This window comes from Enterobacter sp. 01-M-03-SI-ECC, from assembly GCF_047530215.1.
Classification (GTDB): Bacteria; Pseudomonadota; Gammaproteobacteria; order Enterobacterales; family Enterobacteriaceae; genus Enterobacter; species Enterobacter chengduensis.
On the sequence record NZ_JBLKDA010000003.1, the window covers coordinates 119,646 to 145,156 of the forward strand.

Consider the following 25,511-nt stretch of genomic DNA (forward strand, 5'->3'; position numbering starts at 1 on the left):
TGTCCGTTAATTAAAGACAATATATCGTATCTTCACAAATAAATATGGCGGGAAACCCCCGCCATAATGCTTTTTATTTATTGTCAGCCGCGACGCGAATCACGACTTTGCCGAAGTTACGCCCTTCAAGCAGGCCAATCAGCGCATCGGGGGCATTCTCCAGCCCGTCCGTCACCTGTTCGCGATAGTGAATTTTGCCCTCCTGCACCCAGCGTCCCATCTCTTCCTGGAACTCCTTAATGCGGTGCCCGTAGTCCTGGCCGATGATAAAGCCCTGCATACGAATGCGCTTTTTCAGGATAGTCGCCATCAGGAGCGGCAGGCGGTCCGGCCCCTCGGGCAAGCCCGTCGCATTGTAGCCGCTCACCAGGCCGCACACCGGCACCCGCGCGGAGGTATTCAGCAAGGGCAGCACGGCGTCAAACACTTTCCCGCCGACGTTTTCATAATAGACATCAATGCCTTTCGGGCAGGCGCGTTTTAGCTGCTCGGCAAAATCGGCCGCGTGGTGATCCAGACACTGGTCAAACCCGAGGACCTCCACGGCATGGCGGCATTTCTCTGCGCCGCCGGCCACGCCGACCACCCGGCAACCTTTGATTTTGCCGATCTGCCCTACTGTCGCGCCCACCGGCCCGGTCGCCGCGGCCACCACCAGCGTTTCACCCGCTTTCGGCTGCCCGATATCCAGCAATCCCATATAGGCGGTAAAGCCCGGCATGCCCAGAATCCCCAGCGACCAGGACGGATGCGAGGGATTATCGCCCAGCTTGACCAGGCCGCTGCCGTCGGAAAGTTCATACTCCTGCCAGCCGCTGTAGCCCAGTACCCATTCACCGGCTTTGAAGTCGGGATGGTTTGACTGCTCAACGCGGCTGACCGTTCCCCCCACCATCACCGCACCAATCTCAACCGGCGGGGAATAGGACGGCGCATCGCTCATGCGCCCGCGCATGTAAGGGTCCAGCGACAGCCAGACGGTCCTCAGCAAGAGCTGCCCTTCACCAGGCGCCGGAACGGACTGCGTTTCCAGACGAAAATTTTCCGCGACCGGCGCGCCCTGAGGACGGGAGGCCAGTACCCAGCGGCGGTTTTGCGAAACAGAGTGACTCATCAGGTTCTCCTTCTGGTACAAATGTCATTACAGCCTGGCGCACGATCGCCGTTATCGCATTAGCATTACGAGCCAGACTGGTTGAGCCGTACAACCAGATAGATACAGGTTTCATTCGTTTCGTTGATGAACCGACAGTCATTTGGCGGCCCCAGCTCAAGACAGTCTCCGGCATGCATTTCGTGACGCGTATCGCCCTCCTGAAACACCAGCTCACCGGACTGGAGCCAGATAAGCTGACGTGCCAGCGCGTAAGAAGAGGCAGGCATAGGGACATCGCTGCCCGCAGGCAGTTCAACCTGAACAAGGTCGATGGGCAGATCGGTACGAGGAGAAACATGGCGGCGGAGGTAGTGCGTCTGCGGGTCGCGCCAGACGGGCTGGTTGGCAAGGCGCAACAGCTTGCCTTCCTGCATTTCGGCCCGGGCAATCAGCGTGGACATGCTGATGCCAAACGCGCCGGACAGGCGGGCAAGCAAGGTGGCCGTAGGGCTACTGTCTCCGCGCTCTATCTTGTGGATCATGGCGCGGGAGACGCCTGCCCGGTCAGCAAGCTCGCTCAGGGACCATCCGCGAGACTCGCGCTCGAGGCGAATTCTTGCGCTAATCCGTTGATTCATCGTGTCTGTTATGGTGTTCATGACGTCATACTATAGTGTATGAACGGCATTTCAATGGGCTTTTGATAACAAAAAAATATAGTTTATGCCGTAGCGATCGGGTGAGACGCTTGTGTAATATCGTAGCGATAACGTAATACTATAGTGAACAACACAGAGGTTAATCATGATCGTTCGTCATGCCTGCAAAGAAGACTGCGCTGCGATAGGCGAAATCTACAACCACGCGGTGCTGCATACTGCCGCGATCTGGAACGATACAACCGTCGATACCGATAACCGCATCGCCTGGTTTGAGGCGCGCACGCTTGCGGGTTACCCGGTTCTGGTGAGTGAAGAAGACGGCGTGGTGACCGGTTACGCCTCTTTCGGCGACTGGCGCGCCTTCGACGGTTTTCGTCATACGGTGGAGCATTCGGTCTACGTGCATCCGGATCATCAGGGCAAAGGCATTGGCCGCCTGTTAATGAAGGCGCTGATCCACGAGGCCCGCACCATCGGTAAGCACGTGATGGTGGCCGGCATTGAGGCGCAGAATCATGCCTCTATTCATCTCCACCAAACCCTCGGCTTTGTGACGACCGGGCAAATGCCGCAGGTGGGGACCAAGTTTGGCCGCTGGCTGGACCTAACCTTTATGCAGCTGCAGCTGGACGAGCGCAGCGATCCGGACGCTATCCCATGAATCAGTCACTGACGCTGGCGTTTCTGGTGGCGGCGGGCATCGGCCTGGTGGTGCAAAACACCTTAATGGTGCGTATTACCCAGTCCTCCTCCACCATTCTTATCGCGATGCTGCTGAACTCACTGGTCGGCATCGTGCTGTTTGTCAGCATTCTGCTGCTGAAACAGGGCCTTGCCGGATTCAGCGAGCTGGCGGCGACGGTCCGCTGGTGGACGCTGATCCCGGGGCTGCTGGGGTCGTTTTTTGTGTTTGCCAGTATTAGCGGGTATCAGAACGTTGGCGCGGCGACGACCATCGCCGTGCTGGTCGCAAGCCAGCTGATTGGCGGGCTGGTGCTGGACGTGCTGAGAAGCCATGGCGTTCCGCTGCGCGCCCTGATTGGCCCGGCGTGCGGCGCGGTGATGCTGGTCGTCGGGGCCTGGCTGGTGGCGAGACGCCAGTTTTAATTGCTACAGGATAGTGCCGCCTTTGGTCAGCTGTTCCTGACGGGCGTCCATCTCCTCTTTATGCTGCTTGCCGTGGTGCGAAATCGCGGTACGCAGGCGCTGCTGCTGGGTATAACGATCATCCCGGCTAAGCTCTGCATCATCGCTTAATTCGATCAGCAGTTCATTCATGTGGCTTATTACGCTCTCTTCGATGGCGGCATCGACGCGGGCGGTGACATCGTTTAAATGTGACATTGTCACTCCTCGTGAATTGCCGGGTGGCGGCTACGCCTTACCCGGCCTACAGGGGGAACCGTAAGATGTAGGCCGGGTAAGGCGTAGCCGCCACCCGGCGATAAAATGCTTAATTCAGCTTCGCTTTGGAGAAATCGCTGCCCATCAGGCTCACGCTGTACCCGGTGACGTTGCTGCGGGTCGCGTAGAACGTTTTGCCGTTAGCCAGCGCGATCCACGGCGCCTGCTGGTAGAAGATCTCCTGCGCCTGGCCGTAAAGCTTCGCGCGCTCGGCCGGGCTGCTGGTCAGCTTCGCTTTTTGCACCAGGGCATCATACCCCTTATCGCACCAGCGCGCGGCGTTTGATCCGGTTTTAATACTGTTGCAGCCCAGCAGCACATCGGCAAAGTTGTCCGGGTCGCCGTTATCGGACATCCAGCCAAACAGCGCGGCGTCATGTTCGCCTTTGCGCATTCCGGAAAGGTATTCGCCCCACTCGTAGGAGACAATTTTGGCCTTCACGCCGACTTTCGCCCAGTCGCTCTGAATCATCTCCGCGATACGACGCGAGTTCGGGTTATACGGACGCTGAACCGGCATTGACCACAGCGTGACTTCCGCCCCTTTCTCCAGGCCCGCCTGCTTCAGCAGCGCTTTCGCTTTTTCAGGATCGTAGCCGTAATCCTTCAGGTCTTTATTGAAGCCCAGCATATTTGGCGGGATCGGCGATTTTGCCACCGTACCCGACCCCATAAAGACCGCATTGACGATAGCCTTCTTGTCGGTCGCGTAGTTCAGGGCCTGACGCACCAGCACGTTATCAAACGGTTTTTTCTCGGTGTTAAACGCCAGATAGCCGACGTTCAGCGCGTCGACCGAGTGCAGCGTCAGGTCTTTGTTGTTCTTGATTACGTCAAACTGAACCGGAGACGGCGCAGGAATAATCTGGCACTCGTTGGTCTGCAGCTTCGCCAGACGGGTTTCCACGTTTGGCGTGATAGAGAAGATGAGATGCTTCGTCGGCACGTCGCCTTCCCAGTAGTTCGGGTTGGCAACATAGCGGATCAGCGAATCCACCTTGTACTGCTGCAGCACGTAAGGCCCGGTACCAATCGGCCAGGTGTCTACGTTCTCAGGCGTGCCTTTTTTCAGCATCGCGTCGGCGTATTCGGCGGAAAGAATGGAGGCGAAATCCATCCCCCAGTCGGCCAGAAACGCGGCGTTGGGTTCGCTGAGGGTGAACTGGACGTGGTAATCATCAACCTTTTTAACGTCCTGGATCAGCTTATCGAGCCCGACGTCGTTAAAGTATTCGTAATTGCCCTGCGACACGTTGTGGTACGGGTGTTTAGGGTCTTTCTGACGCATCACAGAGAAAATAACGTCATCGGCGTTAAAATCGCGCGTCGGCTTGAAGTATTTGTTGCTGTTGAACTTCACCCCTTTGCGCAGGGTAAAGGTATAGGTCTTACCGTCCGGTGAGATCGTCCAGGACTCTGCCAGCGATGGAACCGGGGTGTTTTTCACCGGGTCGAAATTGATCAGGCGGTTGTACAGTACCTGAGAGCTGGCCACAAAAGAGGGGCCAGAACTGGCGATTTGCGGGTTGAAGGACTCGGGAGACGCTTCTGAACAGTAAATAAGCGTGTCGTTATTTGCCGCCCATGCGGCACCGGCTGGTAACAGCGCGCTCAGCGCAAGGGCGAGCAGTGTTTTCCCTGTAGACATGGTTATAACCCTGACAGTTTTATTATATAAGACAGTAATAACAGCACAGCCGTTATGACCTGGCAAATAACGAAACACTATCAGGTTATTCTAAAGCCGCGTTTTTTGCTGGTTTTACAGCCAGCGCCCGAAAAGGTGATTTGCCTTAAGGGCCATTATTCGTCAAGCACAACCGTCACTTTCTATGCCGCAAGAAATCGGCCCTTTTAGCGTCTCTTCTGCCGTTTGGTTGCTTCCCCGTTTCGTTAAAGTAACGGTGTGAAGAAGTATATGGGATCAAATCGTGGCAAAAACTCTTTTACGCAGCGGTAACCTGGATGACTTTCAGGCCGTTGGCGGCGGCGGACAAGCCGTTTTTGAATCAGCGTTACAAATCCGGGAAGCGCTCCGGTTGCGCAAACAGCAGACCATCGTCGACTGTCTGGCGATCCCTCAGATCAACGACAGCGGCGACCGCGTGGACTGGTATTCCCCGGTTGAAGGAAGCGTAACCAGCTGGAAAGCGGCCGATGAAGACGATCGTTACCGCGCCCTGCGCTATCTCGAAAACACGCTCGCCAGCGTCGAGTCGCTCAGCAAGAAATGCCTCCAGTCGCCCAAAACCGCGCAGCAGCTTTTTGGCTCTCTGCTGTCGAAGGCATTTCAGTTCCCGGGGGAAAACTTCCTCTTCCTGGTGGACGGAAAGCCGGTCATCTGCTTCTGGGGGTTTGTAAACCTGAACGAGAACGCGCGCGACGATGTTCTTGACTGCCTGCGTGAATCCCTGATCCCTGAACCTGCCCCCGTTGTAATTGAGGATCCGGAACCCGAGCCTGAACCCGAACCGATCGTCACCTTTGAACACGCAGACGAGCCCCTGATCGCCCCTTCCACGGTGGTGCGCATTACCCCGGACGATCTGTATGCGCCCGAGTCCGTCCCGGCTGTTGCGCAACCCGTTCAGGAACCGGCACCGCCGATCGTCGCGAAAAAGCGCCGCGTTCCCTTATGGACGCTGCCGGTTGCCGTCGCGATCGTCGCCGCCGTCGCCGCCCCGCTGCTGTGGCCAAAACAGGCCCCTTCCGCTGCGCCCGCGCAGGCCGCCGCGCCGGAACCCGTGGAGATTGCGCCTAAGCCGATCAAAGCGGTTGAGCCGCTGGCGATGACGTTACCGCTGCATCAGGCAGAGGTGCTGGCGAGCAAAGAAAAAGAACCTGCTCCTGCGCCGCAGCCCGCTCCGGTAGTGATTGTCGCCATCCCGAAAGACGCCATGGTGATGGAGGCGAATCAGGTAAAAGCGGGATCGACGCGCTTCCTGAACGGCACCTGGCGTGCGGTTCTCGACGTGAAAGACCCGGTCACCGGCAAACCGCCGTCAATGCGCTATCAAATCCAGAACAATAAAGGCTTTGCCCGCGTTGTCCACGGCGACAACGTTGTCTGCCGCGCGGACGTGTTCTCCGGCCTGCACAGCAATGGCGAGCTGATGATTAAAAGTCGCGGCACCGCCCGCTGCACCGACGGTTCCCGCTACCCGATGCCGGAAATTGCCTGTAAAGCAGGCACCAGCGATATCGCAGAATGTCGCGCCCGTTATGATGCCAACACCGTCGTCCCACTGACGTTCAAGAAAGCAGGTGCCTGATCCTATGCTGGTAAATCTTTGCGACTATAAACAAAGCGTCACGCTCATTGCCAACAGCGGCGTGCAGTTCCTCGATTTCGGTCTGACGCCGCAGGACTCTGCCAGCAACGGGCGCTTCGTACGTAAAACCGCGAACGGCCCGCTTTTGCGCCTCGATTTCGACCTGGTCAATGGTCGCTATACCCTGCCGGCCATGAACGGCGGGCAGCCTGAAGTGGTCAAGCCGGAAACCACTATCCCGCTGCATCAGTCTCTGGCGGTACTGGACGGCGTCTGGCTTCCGGTTCCGTTCCTGCGCTTCAACCCGCCGCGCACCTTTGTCGAGGGGCCGGATAACTGGGCCCGCGTTCAGGTGCGCAGGCTTGCTACTCCCGATACGGCAGGCAACACGCACCGCGTCACGCTCGCCCTTGACAGCCAGATTGCCGAACATGCCACGTCCGCGCTCTCGCCGGTAGAAAACGACATTCTGAACGGGACCCGTTTCGCGCTGGCCTGGCGAGACAGCGAAGTAGAAAGCTTCCTCGATCAGACCTGGATTGACGGCTGGCTGCGCGAGGCGTTTAGCCAGTATGCCGACGGCGTTGAAAACCGCTCAGAACGCGATCTCCAGCAGGCGATGCGCGGCTTTGAATATCAGGCCCACTGGCTCAACCTGATGACTATGCTCGGTGAACAGCTCACCGTGCCGGAAGTGAAATTTGTCACCCATACGCTCAGCACGCCAGCCATTCCGGTCGACCTGATCCTCGACGTGGGCAATACCCACACCTGCGGCGTCATTATTGAAGACCACGGGGATGCCAACGATGGGCTGCGCCAGACCGCCGAGCTGCAGGTACGCTCGCTCAGCGAGCCGCAGTTCCTGAACGAGCCGCTGTTCACCAGCCGCCTGGAGTTTTCGGAAGCGCGTTTTGGCAAACAGCACTTCTCGGTTGAAAGCGGTCGTGAAGATGCCTTTGTCTGGCCGTCGATTGTTCGCGTTGGCGATGAAGCCCGCAAGCTGGCGATGCAGCGTCTGGGAACTGAAGGCAACAGCGGTATTTCCAGCCCGCGTCGCTACCTGTGGGATGAAACGCCGGTGGTGCAGGACTGGCGCTTTAGCCAGATGAACAATAAGACCCAGCGCGAGCCGCTTGCCACCGCGTTCCCGCTGATGAACCTGATGAACGATGACGGCGAGCCGCTCTTCACGCTGCCGCAGGACGAGCGCCTGCCGGTCTTCTCGCCGCAGTACAGCCGCAGCACCCTGATGACGCACATGCTGTGCGAGCTGCTGGCGCAGGCGCTGGGCCAGATCAACAGCGTCGCCACGCGCCTGCGTCTGGGCTTCCCTGCCTCGCCGCGCCAGCTGCGCACCCTGATCCTGACCCTGCCTTCGGCGATGCCAAAGCAGGAGCGCGAGATCTTCCGTCGCCGGATGTTTGAAGCCATCGCCATCGTCTGGAAAGCGATGGGCTGGCACCCGCAGGATGAGGATTTTGTCACCCGCAAACAGCAGGATAAAAGCGTGGTGCCGGTGCCTGAAATCCAGATGGAGTGGGATGAAGCCAGCTGCGGTCAGCTGGTCTGGCTGTACAACGAAGCCATCTCCCGCTTTGGCGGTCAGACGGAAGCCTTCTTTGCCTCCCTGGCCCGCCCGGACCGTGCCCCTGAGCCGGGTAGCCCGCCGGGCCGCGCGCTGCGCGTCGCGTCCATCGACATCGGCGGTGGCACAACGGATATGGCGATCACCCATTATCAGCTGGACGACGGCTCCGGCAATAACGTCAAAATTACCCCGCAGCTGCTGTTCCGCGAAGGTTTTAAGGTCGCGGGCGACGATACGCTGCTGGACGTGATTCAGCGCTACGTGTTGCCTGCCCTGCAAACGCAGCTGCAGAAATCCGGTATCGCTGACGCCTCGCTGCTGATGGCCTCGCTGTTCGGCGACTCCGGACGCATTGATACCCAGGCCGTACTCCGCCAGCAGACGGCGCTTCAGCTCTTTATGCCGATTGGCCATGCCATTCTTGCCGCGTGGGAATCCAGCGACGTTGACGATCCGCTGGCCGGTCTGCATGCCACCTTTGGCGATCTCCTGGCGCAAAAGCCGACCCGCAACGTGATGAATTACCTGCAGCAGGCGATCGATCATGCCCTGCCCGCGGGTTCCGACGCGTTTGATCTGTTCGCGGTGCCGCTGCACGTCAATTTCCGCGAAATGCAGGATGCGATGCTGGCCGGGCAGTTTACCCTGGCCTCCCCGCTCCACGCGGTGTGCGAGGCGATCTCCCATTACGGCTGCGACATTCTGCTGATCACCGGTCGTCCCGGCTGCCTGCCTGGCGTCCAGGCGCTCATTCGCCACCTGCAGCCGGTACCGGTCAACCGCATCGTCTGGCTGGATAAATACCAGGTACACGAATGGTATCCGTTTAGCCAGCAGGGGCGCATCGGCAACCCGAAATCGACCGCCGCCGTGGGGGCGATGCTCTGCAGCCTGGCGCTCGACCTCCGTCTGCCGCGCTTCAACTTTAAGGCCGCGGACATTGGCGCGTATTCCACCGTGCGCTATCTCGGCGTGCTGGATAACACCGTCAACACCCTGCGCGAGGAAAACGTCTGGTATCAGGATATCGATCTCGATAAACCGGGCGCGAAGCTCGACGCGCGTCTGCACTTCCCGCTGCGCGGCAACGTCACCCTCGGCTTCCGCCAGCTGGAGAACGCGCGGTGGCCCGCCACGCCGCTCTACACGCTCAGCATTAACTCGGCTGAACTGGCGAAAGCGATTGCCGGTGACGGCGTGCTGAACGTGCGGCTCAGGCTCTGCGGCGGCAGCAAGCAGGAAGGTCCGGAGGCCTTCGAGCTGAGCGACGCCTGGCTGCAGGACGGCACCCCGGTTGCGCCTGACGCATTAACCTTCAAACTGAACACCCTGGCCGACCGCCGACACAGCGGCAGCCACTACTGGATCGACAGCGGGAGCGTATATCTGAAATGACAGCGACGACGACCACCACTCAGGCCTTAATCGGGTGGATTAATGAGACGCGCCTGAACGCCCCTGTGCTGGATAACGATGCCGACGCCCTGCTCGCACGCATCAACGCGCTGCAGGCGCGGGAGCAGGCCATTGAGCGCGCCACGACCCGCCAGAGCAGCATTGGGCTTTACGGACATTCGCAGAGCGCGAAAGCACACCTGCTGTTATCGCTGTGCGGCAGCGGTAATGGACGCCTGAACGTGACTCCCGGACAGCGGACCTTTGACTATTTTTCGCATATCAATCCGGGACATGCCCTGACCAACATGGCCGTCCGCTTCACCCGGGAAAACCCGGAAGTGGCTGATGATGCGTTCCCGCTGCGTCTGCGTCTGGTCTCCGAGGCCGAGCTGGTACAGCTGTTTATTGCCCGCACGACGCTGCATCCGCAGATGCGCGCGGTGGATAAGGCGGTCATTGAGGCACGTCTGGAGAAATGGCGCGGGCTGCGCCAGCCGCAGGGCGTGCCCGGCATCACGGCGCAGGAGGTGGGTGCCATTGCCCGCTTCTGGAAGAGCACCGTCCCCGCCGCTAAGCAGCAGATTGATGATGCCCTTTGGCACGCGTTTGCCCAGCTGGTGCCATCACTCGATCTCAGCACGCGGGCCAGCGTCTGGTCGCTGCTGTGGGGCGAGCAGCAGGAGCTGACCCAGCAGTGGTTGAAACTGGCCCACGTGCTGCACCAGACCAGCCATGCCAGCGAGCTTGCTGCCCCGCTTAGCCTGCTGGTGGACAGCTTTGGGCTGCCGGGTGAAGGGTTCCTGACGCACGACGGCACGTTAGATCTTCAGGACGCGCAGGAGACGCTGCTTCATCCGCTGAACGGCAGCGAGATGCTTAACGCCATCAGCCTCCCGGTCGATGTGCTGGCCTTCCTGACCCGCGAGCTGGTGCTGCCGGTTGAGAACGGCGCGCTGGACCGCGTCGACATTATTGATATTCCGGTGTTTGAAGATAACCGTGCCGACCCGCTGCGTCAGGCGAAATCCCAGTGGCTGCTTGAGCATTACCGTCAGCAGCTCCAGCCGGATGTGCTGGTGATTTGCAATGCGACGGCGCAGCACGAACAGACCGCCAAAAAAGCAAAAGTGCTGATGAACTGGGTGAAGGAGACGCAGCCTGCTGAAGAATCGGCCCTGCCGGGGCTGGTGTGGGCGATTACCCCTCACGACGCCCGCTTTACCACCCGACAGAATCTTGATGAGGCCGTACAGCACCTGCTCGGAAAGCCGGGGCTACGCTGGGGCACGCTGCAGGCGCTGGACAGCCACAGCATGCAGCGCGTCATCGAGTGGCTGTCTCAGGCCACGCTACCCGCGCAGCGACAGAAGCGTCTCAGCACGCTGAAAGCCCTGCTGCGCCAGGAGCTTACGTCGCTGATGCATAGCTATCTGGCGCCGCTGGTTGAGGAGCCCGGGACAAAACGCGCTCAGGCCGAAAACATGGTGCGCACGCTGCAAAGCAGCGCCGCCCGCCACGGCGAGCTGCTTGAAGGCCTTCTGCCGCCGCTGAAAGCCTTTGAAACGCTGCTCGCGGTTCAGCAGCCGCGCGAGGAGCAGGTGAACGGGCTGTTTACGGACGCTATTGACCTGTTTGCCGAGAGTGCGCAGGAAAGCACCGGCCTGTTCCAGACAAAAGACAAAGCGCGTCTGGCGCACAGGGTCTGGATAAATCATCTTCGTCAGTGGAGCCGCAACGAGGCCACGGCCGCCCGTCTCGGGCTGGATCCTGCGGTGTTACAGCAAATCGCGGACGTGCTGGTGGTCACCAGCTACCGGCTGAATCTGCCTCAGCAGCTGCAGCGTATTGTCGAAGCGGACAAAAGCAGCGCTGCACAGCTGCATGCCGTGATAGGCAATTTCATTGGCTGGCTGGGTTATGACCAGACTCCCGTGACGGCACGTCCGGCAAGCCGCATTCGCAAGGGCCAGGCCATCTTCGTCACGCCGGTGGTCAGCAGCGGCGAGCCGCGTTTGACGCGCCTGGGGGAACAGCCTGTGCATGCGGCCACCGCGTACGTTTATGACTGGCTGGTTGCGCTCTATAGCCGTGCAATAGAGAACGTTGATTACCAGCATCCGCATGATATTCAGCCTGGCGCACGTCAGGCACTGCGGGATTTAATAAAGTAGCCGCCTTTCTTGCCGGGTAGCGCTGTGCTTACCCGGCCTACTTTTCACAGCAATCATAAACCGCACAATCATTACATTGTCATACACCCGGATAGCGTCTGCGCCAGCGCAGAGGGGTTTTCCCACGACATGGAATGCCCCGCCGCAGGGATAATTTTTACCTCAACGCCCTTCTGCTGGAGATTTTCCACATCGTCATCCGGCTGAGAGAGTTCGCCGAAAATCAGCGTAACCGGGCAAGCAAGTGACAGGAACTGCGCTTCCCATTCGGGCTCAACGCCCGCCACCAGGCTCGATGCACCGCGCCAGACGGCATACGGGGCATTGCTCTGCAGGCACCCCGCCCACGCCGTTTTTTCTGCACCGAGCATGGCGTCATAGCCCTGCGTCAAAAACTGTTGCTCGGTTTGCGCTGCAATGGACCGGCTGAACATTCCCCCGCCCGCATGAAAATTGGGCTCTGACACCATCAGCCCCTTCACGCGCGCTGCCAGCAGCCCCGCCGTTTCGATAGCAATGCTGCCGCCCATGCTGTGGCCGTATAGCCAGAAGGCATCCAGCTCAAGGTGGTTAATCAGCTCCGCCACAACGCGCGCCTGGTCGGTGGTTTTATAGCTGTAGTGCTCGGGCTTGTCGCTGTAGCCGCTGCCGGGCAAATCAATGAGAATCGCTCTGCGCGCGCCAAACAGCGGGTCATGAACGACGCGGGGATATTCATAGGAAGAGGCGCAGCCCAGCCCGTGAATAAACACCACGGGATCGCCGGTGCCGGGCAGATCATGCCAGCGCACGGTACAACCGGCCTGCTGCGAGTAAAAACTGTTCATAAGCACTCCTTTTACGATGCACTGTTTATTTATACAGTCATCGTGTCGGGAATGCCATATTCATCTTTTAAAAATGGAAGCGTGCTTCAGAAAAGCGAGATCAGCAGCGCAACGGGAAAGCTCATTGGCCAGGTTGACCCCACCAGAAAAGCGCTGAGCAGGCGGATACGTTTGCGGTCTTTAGAGAGGAACCAGGTAATTAATGCGCAGATGGCAGCCATGATTGCGTAAAAAACCAACATCTTTTGATACAACGTCATTCTGTACACCAGAGCCGAAAAAATAACCGCACGCAATATGCGTCATATGTTGATACAGATCAAGTTTTTTCGTTACAGAATAACCACTTAAAAATTACGGCTAATAACAATTGATTATCTTGCGTAACACCCATCGTGGGCGTGGCGAACGCCTGGCCGCGCGTGCAGCCAGGCATGACGGGCTTAGTGTTTGATCATGACGTGCCGCACGACCGTATAGTCCTCAAGCCCGTAGACCGACATATCTTTGCCGTAGCCGGATAACTTCATGCCGCCGTGCGGCATTTCGCTCACCAGCATAAAATGGGTATTCACCCAGGTGCAGCCATACTGCAGGCGTGCGCTAAGGCGATGAGCGCGGCCCACGTCCTGAGTCCAGACCGATGACGCGAGTCCATATTGCGAATCGTTCGCCCAGGCCAGCACCTGCGCTTCATCGTCAAACTCTGTGACGCTCACTACCGGGCCGAACACTTCGCGCTGAACGATGGCGTCGTCCTGTTTTGCCCCCGCCAGCAGGGTGGGCTGGAAGTAGTAGCCCGCCCCCTCTCCTTTGCTTCCGCCCGTGACCACGCGGATATGAGCGAGCGCTTTCGCCTCATCGACGGCCTGACAGACGCGCGAAAGATGGGCCGCCGAGCTGAGCGGCCCCAGTTCGGTCGCGGCATCTTCCGGCGCGCCCATGTTGAGGCTGGCTACCGCTGCGCCCAGCTTTTCCACCAGCGCTGCATAAATTCCCTTCTGGGCATAAATGCGGCAGGCCGCCGTACAGTCCTGCCCGGCATTGTAGAAACCAAACGTCCGCACCCCTTCGACAACCGCATCCAGGTCCGCATCATCAAAAACGATCACCGGCGCTTTTCCGCCCAGCTCCATGTGGGTGCGTTTAATAGAGGACGCCGTATGGCCGATGATATGCTCCCCGGTCGCAATCGAACCGGTCAGCGAGACCATACGCACTTTTTCATGCCCGGTGAGCGGGTCGCCGACCGTTTTCCCGCGACCAAACAGGACGTTCAGGACGCCTGCCGGGAAGATATCTTTTGCCAGCTCTCCCAGCTTCAGCGCGGTCAGCGGCGTGATCTCTGAGGGCTTAATCACCACGCAGTTCCCTGCCGCCAGCGCGGGCGCCAGTTTCCAGGCGGCCATCATCAGCGGGTAGTTCCAGGGGGCAATAGAGGCAACCACCCCCACCGGATCGCGGCGGATCATCGACGTGTGGCCATCAAGGTATTCCCCGGCGGCCAGCCCGTTCAGGCAGCGGGCTGCCCCGGCAAAGAAACGGAAGACGTCCACCACCGCCGGAATTTCATCCCCCAGCGCGCAGTGCAGCGGCTTGCCGCAGTTGAGGGATTCAAGCCGGGCAAATTCCTCGCCGTGGGCTTCAATCGCATCCGCCAGCTTCAGCAGGCACTCGGCGCGCGTCTTCGGCGTGGTTTGGCCCCACGCCACAAAAGCACGGTCGGCCGCCAGCACCGCCGCGTCGACCTGCGCCGCTGACGCCTCAGCAATCTCCAGCAGGCGCTCTCCGGTGGCCGGGTTATAAACCGGCTGTTTTTCTCCCTCTCCGGCTACCAGTTTTCCCTCTATCAGCAGTTGTGTTTGCATAGCATTTTCCTGTTGAATTCACCGTTATTTCCCGCTGCCGGCGATGTTCTCGCCGTCGCGGGTTAGCCACCAGGCTCCCAGAATGGGAATCGTTGTCACCAGCATCACCAGCAGCGCCACCACGTTGGTGACCGGCACGTCGCGCGGACGGCCAAGCTGGTTGAGCAGCCACAGCGGTAACGTGCGCTCGTGTCCCGCCGTAAACGTTGTGACGATTATCTCGTCAAACGACAGGGCAAACGCCAGCATCCCCCCGGCCAGCAGCGCGGATCCCAGATTGGGCAACACCACGTAGCGGAAGGTTTGCCACCCGTCGGCCCCGAGATCCATCGACGCCTCCACCAGGCTCCAGGAAGTGCGTCGGAACCGGGCAATCACGTTGTTAAACACCACCACCACGCAAAAGGTGGCGTGACCGACGACGATGGTGAAAAACCCCGGCTCAAGATCGATCGTTTTGAACGCCGTCAGCAGCGCCAGGCCGGTGATGATCCCCGGTAGCGCAATCGGTAACAGCAGCAGCAGCGAGATCGCATTCTTGCCGAAAAACTCGCTTCGCCACAGCGCCGCTGCAGCAAGCGTGCCAAGCACGAGGGCAATCGCGGTTGAAAGCGCGGCAATTTGAAGTGACAACGTCACGGATTCAATAATGTCGCCGCGCCCCGCCGCCACGCTAAACCACTTCAGCGTCAGCCCCTGCGGCGGGAAGCTGAAAGCCGCGTCTTCGGTGTTAAAGGCATAAATTGCGATTATCAGCAGCGGGAAGTGCAGAAAGATGACGCCTCCCCACGCTGCCACTTTCAGGAACAGCGGTGCGCGTTCAGAGTGCATCGAAGGCTCCCAGACGTTTCACGAACGCCAGATAAAGCGAAATCAGCACGATGGGCACCAGCGTGAAGGCGGCCGCCATGGGCATGTTGCCAATCGCACCCTGCTGGGAATAGACCATGTTCCCGATGAAGTAGCCCGGCGGCCCCACCAGCTGTGGAACGATGAAATCCCCCAGCGTCAGGGAAAAGGTGAATATTGAGCCCGCCGCAATCCCCGGGATCGCCAGCGGCAGAACCACATAGCGAAAGGTCTGACGCGGACGCGCGCCGAGGTCGGCCGAAGCCTGCAGCAGCGAGGCCGGCAGGCGTTCCAGCGCCGCCTGCACGGGCAGGATCATAAACGGCAGCCAGATATAGACGAAGACCAGAAACCGTCCCAGCCCGGAGGTGGACAAGGTGTTGCCGCCGATTGCCGGGAGCGTCAGGAGCGAGGTCAGGATCGGCTCCAGCCCCAAATGGCTGAGAAACCACTGCGCCACGCCGTCCTTCGCCAGCAGCAGCGTCCAGGCGTAGGCTTTAACAATGTAGCTCGCCCACATGGGCAGCATCACGGCGATATAGAAAAACGCTTTCCACTTGCCCCGGGTGTAGCGCGCCATGTACCAGGCCATCGGGAAGGCGAGGATGGCGCTGGCAATGGTTACCGCAATCGCCATCGTTAGCGTGCGCAAAATGATGTCGTAGTTTGCAGGATTGAAAAGCGCCTGAATGTTCGCAAGGGTCAGATCCGGCGTGACCGCCATGGTGAAATCGTCAAAGGTGTAGAACCCCTGCCACAGCAGGGTCAGCAGCGATCCTAAATAGACGATGCCAAACCACATCAGCGGCGCAAGCAGGAGCAGGAACAGGCCGAGCGACGGCTTACGCCAGAACAGCGCGGTCATGCGGCTCAGGCGGCCGCGTGAGGCGGGAGGATGCGCAACGCTTGTAGCCATTTCACCTCTCCTCGTGCAGGCGGATCATCGCCTCGCGTGACCACGACGCCATAACGGCCTGCCCCGGCGCAATGCCGCTCAGCGGTGAGGTTTCACTGAGGTTGGCCTGGCTCACCAGCAGTTTGGCACCATCGGCAAGCCTCAGCTCAAGGCGCGTGGCCGCCCCCTGATACTGAACGGCCTGCACGATGCCCTGAACCTGAACGTCACCGAGTTCATTAAGGCGAATATGCTCCGGGCGCAGGGAATAGCTGCCGTCCATGCCGCACAGTTTCTGCGCGAGGCCGGCATCAAAGACGTTGGACGTGCCGACAAAACCGGCGACAAACGGCGTGCGCGGACGCATGTAGAGATCGCGCGGGGTATCCACCTGCTCGATGCGGCCGTTATTGAATACCGCCACCCGGTCCGACATGGAAAGGGCTTCGCCCTGATCGTGGGTAACGAAAATAAAGGTGATGCCGAGCTCCTGCTGAAGCTTCTTCAGCTCGAACTGCATCTGTTCGCGCAGCTTAAGATCGAGCGCGCCCAAGGGTTCGTCCAGCAGCAGGACGCGCGGTTCATTGACCAGCGCGCGGGCAATGGCGACGCGCTGGCGCTGGCCGCCGGAAAGTTGCGACGGCTTGCGGGAAACGGCAAAGCTCAGGCCCACTTTTTCCAGGGCATCGCGGGCCCGCGCGTGGCGTTTTTTCTTGTCGACGCCTTTAACCATCAGCCCGTAGGCAACGTTGTCGAGGATAGACATATGCGGGAACAGCGCGTAGTCCTGAAAGACGGTGTTCACATCCCGCTCCCACGGCGGCAGTTCGCTCGCCTCCTTGCCGAAGATAGAAATCGTGCCGCCAGAAAGCTGCTCAAAACCGGCGATCAGACGCAGGCAGGTGGTTTTGCCGGAGCCCGAAGGCCCCAGCATGGAGAAAAACTCTCCGTCACGAATCGCAATGGTGACCCCATCCACCGCCCTTACGTCGCCGTAAAGACGGGAAACATTGTTAAACTCGACCGCGTACGTCATGTTCTGCTCCCGGGCAATTAACGACCGCCCATGATGGCGATGTAATCCTGCGTCCAGCGGCTGTAAGGGACAAATTTGCCGCCTTCAGCGATGGGGGTTTTCCAGAACATGATTTTGTCGAACTCGTTATACCCGTTTGTTTCGCAGCCTTTATCACCTAACAGCGTGCTGGCCTTACACCCTTCCGGCACCACGGGCAGGGAGCCAAACCATGCCGCCAGATCGCCCTGTACTTTCGGCGTCAGCGACCAGTTCATCCATTTGTAGGCGCACATCGGGTGTTTTGCCTGCGCGTGCAGCATGGTGGTGTCCGCCCAGCCGGTTACCCCCTCTTTCGGGAAGACGGTGGCGATGGGCTGGTTTTCCCCTTTCAGCGCATTTGCCTGATACGGCCAGGCGCTGGAGGCCACAACGCCTTCATTTTTGAAGTCGCTCATCTGGACGGTAGTGTCATGCCAGTAGCGGTGGATCAGCGCATGCTGGTCGCGAAGCACCTTGAGCACCGCGGCATACTGAGCTTCGGTGAGCTGGTACGGGTCTTTGATGCCCAGCTGCGGCTGCGTAGCTTTGACGAACAGCGCGGCGTCGGCAATATAAATCGGGCCGTCGTACGCCTGCACGCGCCCCTGGTTGGTTTTCCCGTCCGGCAGATCCTGTTTGGTGAAGACCACGCTCCAGCTGTCCGGCGGCGTCGGGAAGGTTTTGGTGTTGTACATCAGCAGGTTTGGCCCCCACTGATACGGCGTGCCGTAGACCTTCCCGCCGACGTTAAACCATTCCCCTTTTACGATGCGCGCGTCGAGAGTTTTCCAGTTCGGAATTAGGTCGGGGTTAATGGGCTGAACGCGTTTGCCCATGATCAGGCGCAGGGAGGCGTCACCCGAGGCGGTGACCAGGTCATATCCCCCTTTCGCCATCAGGCTGACCATTTCATCCGACGTGGCCGCCGTTTTGACGTTGACCGCACACCCGGTCTCTTTTTCAAACTGGGTGACCCAGTCATAGTTTTTATCCGTCTGTCCGCGTTCGATGTATCCCGGCCAGGCGATAATATCCAGCCGACCTTCCCCGTCGCCAATGGCCTTTGGTGGTTCTGCGGCTTGCGCTGTCATGATAGTCATGCCGAGCGCGCACAGGCTGCTGCGGGCAAATTTTTTGCTCATAAGAGTTACTCCTGTCGCAATGAAATTTAGCGGCAGCCGTGCCCTAAAAATATCTCCCTTATTAAACGTAGACCGCGCAAATGCGCCGCACCGTACGGCTTCAGGAAATTTCATCAAGGTGTGACAGAGGGCGCATTCCCCGTTAACTGGATTATAGACAAGGAGTTAGCCGCGGGAGACGGTATGCGGATTTCCTATGACCGGGCACCGCAAAATATTCGCAGCGCCGTTATCAGGATAAGAATTGATTATTTAAATAACGGGGAAAGGTTTATTCCAGCATCGTGCTAATTAATTTACCTAACTGAATCACCGCCTGCTCCTCTCGCTCTCCCCAGGCCCATGAGGTATTAAACCGGAAGAACGGCGTCCACGCGTCAGAGGTGGAAAACATCTTCCCGGGGGCAATGCTGATGTGGTGCGTTAAGGCTTTTTCGCTCAACAGCCCCGCATCCAGCTGCGCCGGAAGCTCCAGCCATAAAAAGTAGCCGCTGTCGTTATGGTGGATTTTGACCCCGGCAGGCATATGGCGCAGAAGTGACTGCCATGCCTGCTGCTTTCGCTCGGCGAGCGTACGCCGCAGGCGGCGCAGATGGGCGTCGTAGCGCTTCGTCGCCAGGTAATCCACCAGCGCAAGCTGTACGGGAGAGCTGGTGGAGAGCGTGCTCATCAGCTGCAGCTGCTGGATCCGTCGCGCGTGTTTTCCTGCCGCCACCCAGCCGATGCGAAAACCGGCCACCAGACATTTTGAAAAGGACGAGCAGTGCAGCGTCATGTCCTGACGATCCCATGCTTTCGCCGGGAGCGGCTTTTCGCGGCCAAAATAGAGCTCGCTGTAGACGTCATCTTCAATCAGGGGGACATTGTGCTGCGTTAATAGCGCGACGAGCCGCGCTTTTTTCTCCGCGCTCAGCGTGAAGCCAAGCGGGTTCTGGCTGTTGGTCATGATCCAGCAGGCTTTAACCGGGTACTCATTCAGCGCCTGTTCGAGGGCATTGAGATCGATCCCCTCGCGGACATCCGTCGCAATTGACAACGCTTTGAGCTTGAGACGCTCCAGCGCCTGCAGCGCGCCGTAGAAGCAGGGGTTTTCGACAATCACCCAGTCACCCGGCTCGGTGACCGCCTGCAGGCTCAGATTGAGCGCTTCGAGCGCGCCAGCGGTGATGACGATCTCTTCCGGGGAGATGTTCATCCCCTGCTGCGCGTAGCGACGGGCAATGGCGTGGCGGAGATCGACGTTCCCCGGCGGCAGGTTCTCAATAACGCTCATCGCCGTCGCGGTTTTGCTGACGTTCGCCAACGAGCGGTTGAGCTGCTGCAGCGGGAAAAGTCGCGGATCGGGAAACGCGGAAGCAAAAGGGACAACGGACGGGTCGCGGCTGGCCTGTAAGACGTCGAAGATGTAGGTGTTAATATCTACCGCTTCGTCACGCATCACCTGGGCAGGTGGCGCGGGCTGTTGTGCGGTCGGGCGCGAGGCAACGTAATAGCCCGACTGCGGTCTGGCGACAATGCGCCCCTGGCTTTCCAGCATCTGATACGCGTGGCCAACGGTCATAAAACTCATGCCGCTGCTTGCCACCTGCTCTCGCAGGGAAGGCAGCTTATCGCCCGGCAGCCATACGCCAAGCTCAATCTGCGAGATAATTTGTTGCGCCAGACGCTGGTATTTTTTCATCAGATTCTCCTTATGACCGACAGTGTATATCAGCAGGAGAAAAAGAGAAGATTTAGCTAACTGTTATAGTTTGGAAGGTGAATTACTTACGGTACTCGGTAACGTGGCTTTGCGCCTGACGCGCAGCGGCCAGGTGATCGAGCGTAATCATCGACGATTTGCAAAAGATGCATTTCGCGCCGAGTGGGTTTTTCTCAGACACATCGAAGACTGAGGTACGGTACTGCGAACCATGACAGCATGGGCAGCGAAAATGGATATAAGAAGTCATAGGATTCTCCTGACACGTAAAACGTAAATTACTAATGGGCCGATTGAGCAATGATGGTTTTAAACAAAACGAATCGGAAAGTAGATAAAGACCCAAGAGAGGCTGCGGAGAGGCACAACGTGATGAGAACTGCTTTATAAAACTACATCAGATATTTATTTGGACTCAAAACCAGAAGACCATTAACGCACGGCGCTGACGATAAAGCAAGCGGTTTTATGCGGAAAATTCATAAAAACATTGTTTAAAACAGTGATGTCCACATTACATTGGGGTATTGATTAAGCCTATCGCTACAATCAAGCACATAACACCATGAAATATAAATAATTTATATAACATTTTTTGCCTAATTGGCTTGTCCGTTTTGGAGTATTAAATTAATCACAAATACCATTTACTTAATTAGAAAGGAGCTTTTCATGGCAATTCCAGCATATTTATGGATAAAAGACGACGGCGGAGCGGATATTAAAGGGGCGGTTGATGTTCAGAATCGGGAAGGAAGCATAGAAGTTAATGGTTTCTCCCACAATCTCAGTCTGCCTACCGATGGTCTTACGGGAAAAATCACCGGTACTCGCAAACATTCATCCATAATCATACAAAAAGAATTTGATTCATCTTCACCGTATCTTTATAAGGCGGTTGCAACGGGTCAAACTCTTAAATCGGCTGAATTTAGATGGTACAAGATTAATGATGCAGGGCAAGAAGTAGAATATTTCAACATGTTACTTGAAGGGGTGAAAATTGTCGGCGTCTCACCAATGATGCACGACACAAAAGATCCAACAAAGGAAAAACACAATCACCTCGAGTGTGTAGAATTTCGATATGAAAAAATTACCTGGAAACATTGTGACGGTAACATTATATTTACCGACAACTGGAATGAGAGACTGCAAGCATGAGGTACCCAACTCTAGCGGTCTCTCCTCACCCACCTTATGATATTTCATCTTTCTCTCCTCCAGGCGTTAACATCTTGAGTAATATGATGCTAGCAAGATTTCACCGGGGACCATCAGCGTTAACATATGCTTGGTTTTATCAACAGGTCAGGTTACATGGCCCCTGGGATTATAAAACCAGAATAGGCCGCCAATACGAGAATTTTGGTAATTTTCATTATGGTGCGGTGGGTACTGCGGCTGGAATTTCTTCCCCCGTTCTGTTACGCGCAGCAGGCTGGGCGCAGTCAAAGTCAGGGAATGGTCAGTCAAAAGATGGACACTGGTATGGTTCCCCCCCTTTTGGGGATGATCCGACCGATCAATTCTGGATAAAATGCGGAATAGACTATGCAACAAGAACGGGTTTTTAAAAAACGCTATATTCTCATACCTGCATTATTCGCACTAGCCTACGCCGGATGGGTTTTCTGTTTTATGAACTTCCCTGTCGAACAAGAGTTACGTTCAAAGGTGAAAGTCAATAACTGGGCTGTGTTGTATGTCACACAAGCTAATGCCGGGGCCATGACATCATACACCTATCACTACTATTTACTGGATGCCAAAAGAAGTGAGGCAGATTTTTTATCGCATATTGATCAGGCCGCGCCATTCATGGTGACTAACGATCCTGAAGTGAAAATCGATGTTAAAGACGATGGAGTATATCTGCGTGTTCGAGGGGACGTATACTCTTTCCATAATACGTCTAAACTCGCCAATATTCTTCTGGATGCCTCCCCCTACTGATAGCGGCAGGGGTTCATTGATTTTTCCGCGCATGAGGAAATGTACCCAATAGACGGGAAACTGTTATAGGTAAATATGCCGTGTCTGTTTCTGCAACCCAGAGCTGGCGCGGCTTAGAATGGCATCGACATAATTACATCGCGGAGTTTTGCATGTTTGGTTTGGATGCTTTTCACCTTGCACGGATACAGTTTGCCTTTACCGTATCCTTTCACATTATTTTCCCGGCCATCACCATCGGCCTGGCAAGCTATCTTGCCGTGCTCGAAGGGCTGTGGCTGAAAACAAAAAATCCGGTCTGGCGCTCCCTGTACCATTTCTGGTCGAAGATTTTTGCCGTCAACTTTGGCATGGGCGTGGTCTCCGGGCTGGTAATGGCCTACCAGTTTGGCACCAACTGGAGCGGCTTTTCGCAGTTTGCGGGCAGCATTACCGGCCCGCTGCTGACCTATGAAGTGCTTACCGCCTTCTTCCTCGAAGCCGGGTTCCTTGGCGTGATGCTGTTCGGCTGGAACAAAGTCGGGCCGGGCCTGCACTTCTTCTCCACCTGCATGGTGGCGCTGGGCACCATTATCTCCACCTTCTGGATACTCTCTTCGAACAGCTGGATGCAGACTCCGCAGGGCTATGAGATCGTCAACGGTCAGGTCGTCCCGGTGGACTGGTTTGCCGTGGTGTTTAACCCCTCCTTCCCTTACCGCCTGCTGCATATGTCGATAGCCGCCTTCCTCAGCAGCGCCCTGTTTGTGGGCGCATCCGCGGCATGGCATCTGCTGCGCGGGAATAATACCCCCGCCATCCGGGCGATGTTTTCGATGGCGCTGTGGATGACGCTGATTGTCGCCCCCATTCAGGCCATGGTCGGCGATATGCACGGGTTGAACACCTTAAAGCACCAGCCCGCCAAGATTGCCGCCATTGAAGGCCACTGGGAAAATCCGCCGGGTGAACCTACCCCGCTGCTGCTGTTTGGCTGGCCGGATATGGAACAGGAGCGCACCCGCTTTGGGCTGGAGATCCCCGCGCTCGGCAGTCTTATCCTGACCCATAGTCTGGATAAACAGGTCCCTGCGCTGAAAGAGTTTCCAAAGGAAGACCGGCCCAACGCCACCATCGTCTTCTGGTCGTTCCGTATTATGGCGGGCCTGGGCATGCTGATGCTGCTGCTTGGGGTGGCGGCACTCTGGCTACGCTACAAAAAACGCCTGTATTCGTCGCGCCCTTTCCTGTGGTTTGCGCTGCTGATGGGGCCATCCGGGCTGATTGCGATTCTGGCCGGGTGGATCACCACCGAAGTGGGCCGTCAGCCGTGGGTGGTGTATGGACTTCAGCGAACAAAAGATGCGGTTTCCGCCCACGGTGACCTGCACATGAGCGTCAGCCTGCTGGCCTTCTTCGTCGTCTATACCTCGGTATTCGGCGTGGGTTACAGCTATATGGTGCGCCTGATTCGGAAAGGCCCGCAGGCGCATGAGTCTTTCGCCACCGAGTCCGACGGACGTCCGGCCCGCCCGCTTTCTGCCGTAACAACTGAACATAAGGAGCAGCCATAATGGGTATCGATCTCTCCATTATCTGGTTCGTCATTATCGTCTTTGCCACGCTGATGTATATCGTGATGGACGGTTTTGATCTGGGGATCGGCATTCTGTTCCCGGCCATGCACAACGCCGACGATCGCGACGTGATGGTCAACAGCGTCGCGCCGGTTTGGGACGGTAATGAAACCTGGCTGGTGCTGGGCGGTGCCGCCCTGTTCGGCGCATTCCCGCTGGCCTATGCGGTGATCGTTGATGCCCTGACCATTCCGCTAACGTTAATGCTGATCGGACTTATTTTTCGCGGCGTGGCGTTTGAATTTCGCTTTAAGGCCACCCCGGCGCACCGTCCCTTCTGGGATAAAGCGTTTATAGGCGGTTCGATTCTGGCGACGTTTACACAGGGCGTGACGGTAGGTGCCGTCATCAACGGCTTTGCCGTTACCGGACGGTCCTACAGCGGCGGCCCCTTTGACTGGTTCACCGCGTTTAACCTGTTTTGCGGCGCGGGTCTGGTGGTGGCCTATGCGCTGTTAGGCTCGACCTGGCTGGTGATGAAAAGCGAAAACGCGCTGCAACAGCGGATGAGAGAAATGTCGAAAACGCTTTTAATCGTGCTGCTGGCGTTTGTTGCGGCGATCAGCCTCTGGACGCCGCTGGCGCAACCGGCCATCGCTGCGCGCTGGTTTACGCTGCCAAACCTGTTTTATCTGCTGCCCGTCCCGGCGCTGGTGGTGATGTTTAGCCTGTACCAGTGGCGCTGCCTGAATAATCCCGACAGCCATAGCCGACCGTTTATCCTGACGCTGGGGCTGATCTTCCTCGGCTTTAGCGGGCTTGGGATCAGCATCTGGCCGCATATTATTCCGCCGTCGATCACCCTGTGGCAGGCCGCCGCACCGACGCAAAGCCAGGGCTTTATGCTGGTGGGCGCACTGTTGATCATTCCCGTTATTCTGGTCTACACCTTCTGGAGCTACTACGTATTTCGCGGCAAAGTTAAGCATGGGGAGGGTTATCACTGATGCAACAACCGGTCTGGAAAAGATTGCTGTGGCTGGCCATTATCTGGGGCGGCAGCGTGCTAGCGCTGGCTGCGGTCAGCATGCTCTTCCGCATGCTGATGACGGCGGCAGGATTTAAATCGCACTAACGTCATTCCGGGCAACCGCTGCGTTGCCCGGTACTTCCCCCCTCGCACTTTCAGATAAACCCCATTAACGCCCGGCAGAGTATCGTTACACTGGAAAAAGATTCACAGTATTTATAGTTTGAGAAGAAAAATGAAAAAGCTCATCGCGTTAAGCGTTATTAGTCTTGTCCTTACCGGGTGCGTTAATCCGGGTAAAGCCTCCGTACAGCCGGAGCAACTTAAAAGCCACCGCTTTGTGCTGGAAAATGTGAACGGTAAGGCCGTGAAGAGCGGAACAGCGCAACCTGAAATCAGTTTTAGCGCGCTGCCTGATATCAGCCTGGTGAACAACATCAGCGTTTCTGGCCAGATGTGTAACCGCTTTAACGGACAGGGGAAATTGTCCGAGGGCGAGCTTAAGGTCAAAACGCTGGCCATGACGCGCAAGCTCTGCACGGAACCGCAGCTGAACGAGCTGGATCAGGCCATCGGCGACATGCTGCGCAAAGGGGCGCAGGTCGACCTGACTGAAGACCAGTTGACGCTGGCGACAGCCGATAAAACGCTGATGTTTAAGCGTGCAGAATAATCAATAGTTACCGCAGCTTCCCACGGCAAGCGACTGTTCACTGCAGCGTTTGCCGTTTGGCAAGGCGCACATCCCAATAGCAGAACCATCTAGCTGGCGGGCGACGGACAGCGAACCGCCAATCATCGCGCAGTTGGCCTGACCTGAACTGGACATCGCCGCCTTCATTCCCGGCGCGACGTGAGCGGCCGTAGCCTGCTGGACTGGTTCACTGCTACATGCCGACAGCAATAATGCGGCACACCCTACCAAAAATGCTGAGCGCATGCTCTCTCCCCCATAATTAATGCGAAACCTATGCATAATAGGCATCACATCCCGTGTCGTCGAGAGCGGAAGTGCGTATTTATGCGCTTCAGAAA

The 25,511-nt window shown here is 57.5% G+C and carries 26 protein-coding genes; 12 read left to right on the forward strand and 14 right to left on the reverse strand.

Annotated elements, in window-relative coordinates:
- Positions 1-73: 73 nt before the first annotated feature.
- Positions 74-1,114, reverse strand: coding sequence for an NADP-dependent oxidoreductase (locus ACMWKK_RS04180; RefSeq protein WP_112780162.1), 1,041 nt, complete (start codon positions 1,112-1,114; stop codon positions 74-76).
- Between the two features lie 65 nt (positions 1,115-1,179).
- On the reverse strand, positions 1,180-1,755 hold the full coding sequence (locus tag ACMWKK_RS04185; RefSeq protein ID WP_008501301.1) for a helix-turn-helix domain-containing protein: 576 nt from the start codon (positions 1,753-1,755) through the stop codon (positions 1,180-1,182).
- 145 nt (positions 1,756-1,900) lie between these two features.
- Between ACMWKK_RS04185 and ACMWKK_RS04190 the strand changes: the two genes are divergently transcribed.
- Both ACMWKK_RS04190 and ACMWKK_RS04195 read left to right on the forward strand, forming a co-directional pair.
- Entirely contained in the window at positions 1,901-2,419 is a 519-nt protein-coding gene (locus ACMWKK_RS04190) for a GNAT family N-acetyltransferase (protein WP_112780161.1), read from the forward strand.
- Positions 2,416-2,865 carry a DMT family transporter gene (locus tag ACMWKK_RS04195; protein ID WP_112780160.1) on the forward strand — a complete coding sequence of 150 codons (450 nt, stop codon included), beginning with the start codon at positions 2,416-2,418 and terminating at the stop codon, positions 2,863-2,865. Before ACMWKK_RS04190 ends, ACMWKK_RS04195 begins: the two co-directional genes overlap by 4 nt.
- Positions 2,866-2,868: 3 nt before the next feature.
- Here the strand turns inward: ACMWKK_RS04195 and ACMWKK_RS04200 are convergent, their stop codons facing one another.
- Both ACMWKK_RS04200 and ACMWKK_RS04205 read right to left on the reverse strand, forming a co-directional pair.
- Positions 2,869-3,102 (reverse strand): YdcY family protein, encoded by a 234-nt coding sequence (locus ACMWKK_RS04200; protein ID WP_045326554.1) that lies wholly within the window; start codon positions 3,100-3,102, stop codon positions 2,869-2,871.
- Positions 3,103-3,211: 109 nt separating this feature from the next.
- Complete coding sequence (locus ACMWKK_RS04205; RefSeq protein ID WP_112780159.1) at positions 3,212-4,810, reverse strand: ABC transporter substrate-binding protein; 1,599 nt, start codon at positions 4,808-4,810, stop codon at positions 3,212-3,214.
- A 283-nt stretch (positions 4,811-5,093) separates the two neighbouring features.
- Here ACMWKK_RS04205 and ACMWKK_RS04210 point away from each other — a divergent pair, with 283 nt between their 5' ends.
- From ACMWKK_RS04210 to ACMWKK_RS04220, 3 genes are read left to right on the forward strand one after another with little or no spacing between them, the layout of a single operon-like run.
- Positions 5,094-6,434 (forward strand): SrfA family protein, encoded by a 1,341-nt coding sequence (locus ACMWKK_RS04210; protein WP_112780158.1) that lies wholly within the window; start codon positions 5,094-5,096, stop codon positions 6,432-6,434.
- A gap of 4 nt (positions 6,435-6,438) precedes the next feature.
- Entirely contained in the window at positions 6,439-9,420 is a 2,982-nt protein-coding gene (locus ACMWKK_RS04215; protein WP_112780157.1) for a virulence factor SrfB, read from the forward strand.
- The gene (locus ACMWKK_RS04220; protein ID WP_112780156.1) at positions 9,417-11,594 is read left to right on the forward strand and encodes a virulence factor SrfC family protein; all 2,178 of its coding nucleotides are present in this window, start codon (positions 9,417-9,419) and stop codon (positions 11,592-11,594) included. Before ACMWKK_RS04215 ends, ACMWKK_RS04220 begins: the two co-directional genes overlap by 4 nt.
- A gap of 71 nt (positions 11,595-11,665) precedes the next feature.
- Here the strand turns inward: ACMWKK_RS04220 and ACMWKK_RS04225 are convergent, their stop codons facing one another.
- The 9 genes from ACMWKK_RS04225 to ACMWKK_RS04265 form a co-directional block, all read right to left on the reverse strand.
- Positions 11,666-12,421, reverse strand: a complete 756-nt coding sequence (locus ACMWKK_RS04225; protein WP_112780155.1) for an alpha/beta fold hydrolase — start codon at positions 12,419-12,421, stop codon at positions 11,666-11,668.
- Between the two features lie 86 nt (positions 12,422-12,507).
- Complete coding sequence (locus ACMWKK_RS04230) at positions 12,508-12,681, reverse strand: GhoT/OrtT family toxin (RefSeq protein WP_112780154.1); 174 nt, start codon at positions 12,679-12,681, stop codon at positions 12,508-12,510.
- 183 nt (positions 12,682-12,864) lie between these two features.
- Positions 12,865-14,289, reverse strand: a complete 1,425-nt coding sequence (gene patD, locus ACMWKK_RS04235) for an aminobutyraldehyde dehydrogenase (protein WP_112780153.1) — start codon at positions 14,287-14,289, stop codon at positions 12,865-12,867.
- 24 nt (positions 14,290-14,313) lie between these two features.
- A complete protein-coding gene (locus ACMWKK_RS04240; RefSeq protein ID WP_080329244.1) occupies positions 14,314-15,120 on the reverse strand; it encodes an ABC transporter permease in 807 nt (268 codons plus the stop codon).
- A complete protein-coding gene (locus ACMWKK_RS04245) occupies positions 15,110-16,054 on the reverse strand; it encodes an ABC transporter permease (protein WP_112780152.1) in 945 nt (314 codons plus the stop codon). Before ACMWKK_RS04245 ends, ACMWKK_RS04240 begins: the two co-directional genes overlap by 11 nt.
- Position 16,055: 1 nt before the next feature.
- Positions 16,056-17,069, reverse strand: coding sequence for an ABC transporter ATP-binding protein (locus ACMWKK_RS04250; RefSeq protein WP_112780151.1), 1,014 nt, complete (start codon positions 17,067-17,069; stop codon positions 16,056-16,058).
- A gap of 17 nt (positions 17,070-17,086) precedes the next feature.
- Complete coding sequence (gene ydcS, locus ACMWKK_RS04255) at positions 17,087-18,232, reverse strand: putative ABC transporter substrate-binding protein YdcS (protein WP_112780150.1); 1,146 nt, start codon at positions 18,230-18,232, stop codon at positions 17,087-17,089.
- Between the two features lie 271 nt (positions 18,233-18,503).
- Complete coding sequence (locus tag ACMWKK_RS04260; RefSeq protein ID WP_112780149.1) at positions 18,504-19,913, reverse strand: PLP-dependent aminotransferase family protein; 1,410 nt, start codon at positions 19,911-19,913, stop codon at positions 18,504-18,506.
- Positions 19,914-19,995: 82 nt separating this feature from the next.
- On the reverse strand, positions 19,996-20,184 hold the full coding sequence (locus ACMWKK_RS04265; protein WP_028013309.1) for a hypothetical protein: 189 nt from the start codon (positions 20,182-20,184) through the stop codon (positions 19,996-19,998).
- A gap of 422 nt (positions 20,185-20,606) precedes the next feature.
- On the opposite strand from ACMWKK_RS04265, the gene ACMWKK_RS04270 reads away from it, so the two are divergent.
- From ACMWKK_RS04270 to hslJ, 7 genes are all read left to right on the forward strand, one after another.
- Positions 20,607-21,098, forward strand: a complete 492-nt coding sequence (locus ACMWKK_RS04270; protein ID WP_112780148.1) for an Hcp family type VI secretion system effector — start codon at positions 20,607-20,609, stop codon at positions 21,096-21,098.
- An 86-nt stretch (positions 21,099-21,184) separates the two neighbouring features.
- Positions 21,185-21,511: a polymorphic toxin type 44 domain-containing protein gene (locus ACMWKK_RS04275; protein ID WP_236653081.1), complete on the forward strand. Its 327-nt coding sequence runs from the start codon at positions 21,185-21,187 to the stop codon at positions 21,509-21,511.
- The gene (locus ACMWKK_RS04280; protein WP_112780147.1) at positions 21,489-21,890 is read left to right on the forward strand and encodes a hypothetical protein; all 402 of its coding nucleotides are present in this window, start codon (positions 21,489-21,491) and stop codon (positions 21,888-21,890) included. The genes ACMWKK_RS04275 and ACMWKK_RS04280 overlap by 23 nt, the downstream gene beginning before the upstream one ends.
- A gap of 152 nt (positions 21,891-22,042) precedes the next feature.
- A complete protein-coding gene (locus ACMWKK_RS04285) occupies positions 22,043-23,443 on the forward strand; it encodes a cytochrome ubiquinol oxidase subunit I (RefSeq protein WP_112780146.1) in 1,401 nt (466 codons plus the stop codon).
- Positions 23,443-24,453: a cytochrome d ubiquinol oxidase subunit II gene (gene cydB, locus ACMWKK_RS04290; RefSeq protein ID WP_112780145.1), complete on the forward strand. Its 1,011-nt coding sequence runs from the start codon at positions 23,443-23,445 to the stop codon at positions 24,451-24,453. Before ACMWKK_RS04285 ends, cydB begins: the two co-directional genes overlap by 1 nt.
- Entirely contained in the window at positions 24,453-24,581 is a 129-nt protein-coding gene (locus ACMWKK_RS04295) for a DUF2474 domain-containing protein (RefSeq protein WP_008501283.1), read from the forward strand. Before cydB ends, ACMWKK_RS04295 begins: the two co-directional genes overlap by 1 nt.
- Before the next feature lie 130 nt (positions 24,582-24,711).
- Positions 24,712-25,149, forward strand: a complete 438-nt coding sequence (hslJ, locus tag ACMWKK_RS04300; RefSeq protein ID WP_112780144.1) for a heat shock protein HslJ — start codon at positions 24,712-24,714, stop codon at positions 25,147-25,149.
- Here the strand turns inward: hslJ and ACMWKK_RS04305 are convergent, their stop codons facing one another.
- Complete coding sequence (locus ACMWKK_RS04305; RefSeq protein WP_032658293.1) at positions 25,150-25,416, reverse strand: DUF333 domain-containing protein; 267 nt, start codon at positions 25,414-25,416, stop codon at positions 25,150-25,152.
- Between the last annotated feature and the right edge of the window lie 95 nt (positions 25,417-25,511).